Raw genomic sequence first — 1,452 nt, forward strand, 5'->3', positions numbered from 1 at the left:
TCCCTATGTGTTTGTCAAGCCGCGGCTGGGACCGGAGCGGCGTCGGGTTGCCGGTAGTAGGTCTTGTTGCGCAGCATCGCGTAGATGACGTCGCAACGGCGTCGGGCCAGGCAGATGAGGGCGGCGTTGTGCTTCTTGCCCTCGGCTCTTTTCCTGTCGTAATAGGCCCGGCTGATGGGGTCGTGCAGGGCGGCGAATGCGGCGAGGAAGAACGCGCGTTTGAGTTTGCGGTTGCCGGTGCGGGCGGGGTGTTCGCCTTTGATCGAGGACCCGGACGCGCGGGTGACGGGTGCGATGCCGGCGTAGGCGGCCAGATGCCCCGAGCTGGCGAAGTTGGAGGCGTCGCCGACTTCGAGGAGGATCCGAGCGGCGGTCCTGACTCCGATGCCGGGCATCGACGTCAGGACCCCGGCAAGAGGGTGCGCATCAAGTATCCCCTCGACCTGTTCGGTGACCTGTTTCCGTTGCTGCAGAACGGCTTTCAAACTATCGGCCAGTCGCGGGAGCACGGTGTCGGCGGCGGTGGTGCCGGGGACGGTCACGCTCTGCTCGTCCAATGCGGCCAGGATCGAGGCGGCCAGCCGCTCGCCCATGCGGGGCGCGTGGGCCTTCGCGATCGCGGTGATTTTGCGGCGTCCGGCTTTGGCGATGCCGGCGGGTCCGCCGCAGCGGGAGAGGATTTCCAGCACCGCGGGGTGGGAGATGCGCGGTCCGATGGCGCGTTCGAGGGCGGGGTGGATGCCGGTGAGCAGGCCGCGGATCCGGTTGCCGATCCGCGTTGCCTCGGCGGCGAGGTCGTCGTCGAATCCGACGAGCACGTCGAGTTCGGCCAGGGCGTCGTCGCCGAGGTCGACCGGGCGCAGGGTGTGCGGCAGCGAGCGGGCGGCGTCGGCGATGACGAACGCGTCGCGGGCGTCGGTTTTGGCGCGGCCGGGGTAGAGGTCGGCGATGCGCCGCATGGCCAGGCCGGGCAGGTAGGCCACCTGGTGCCCGGCGGCGCGGGCGACCGCGACCGGCAGCGCCCCGATCGTCGCGGGTTGATCGACCACGACCAGCAGCGGTCCGTGGGCGGCGAGCTTGTCGAACAGGGCCCGCAGCTTGGGTTCGCTGTTGGGCAGCGGCCCGTCGTGCAAGCGCTTCCCGTCCGGATCCAGGCCGACCGCGTGATGGGCGTCCTTGCCGACATCCAGACCGAGGAACACCCCGAAATCGCTGCTCATCCACCATGCCGTTCATCCGTTGCGACGTGGCCGCCGGTCGAGCATCGATGGCCGGCACCCACGTTACGACGAGACCTGCCCAGCGGCGGCCGTGTCCCTATTCAGCGGTCCCTCGATGCCACCAGGCCCGGTGACACCACCCCCCGGATCATGCACTCGACTGGGGGCGTCAGTCATGCCAGGCCTAGCGACCACAGCTCCTTGATCAGGAACTACGAAAAAGGTAACGGGG

At 68.9% G+C, this 1,452-nt stretch carries 1 protein-coding gene; it reads right to left on the reverse strand.

All coding sequences use genetic code 11. The annotated features are described in order from the left end of the window. Nucleotides 1–14: 14 nt before the first annotated feature. Nucleotides 15–1,220 carry an IS110 family transposase gene (locus WA670_RS45020; protein WP_336162305.1) on the reverse strand — a complete coding sequence of 402 codons (1,206 nt, stop codon included), beginning with the start codon at nt 1,218–1,220 and terminating at the stop codon, nt 15–17. Between the last annotated feature and the right edge of the window lie 232 nt (nt 1,221–1,452).

This window comes from Amycolatopsis sp. VC5-11, assembly GCF_037034185.1.
GTDB classification, from domain to species: domain Bacteria; phylum Actinomycetota; class Actinomycetes; order Mycobacteriales; family Pseudonocardiaceae; genus Amycolatopsis; species Amycolatopsis nivea.

Bases quoted from the DNA above. Each gene is read 5' to 3' on its own strand.
- WA670_RS45020 (WP_336162305.1), bottom strand. From the start codon at position 1,220: ATGAGCAGCGATTTCGGGGTGTTCCTCGGTCTGGATGTCGGCAAGGAC.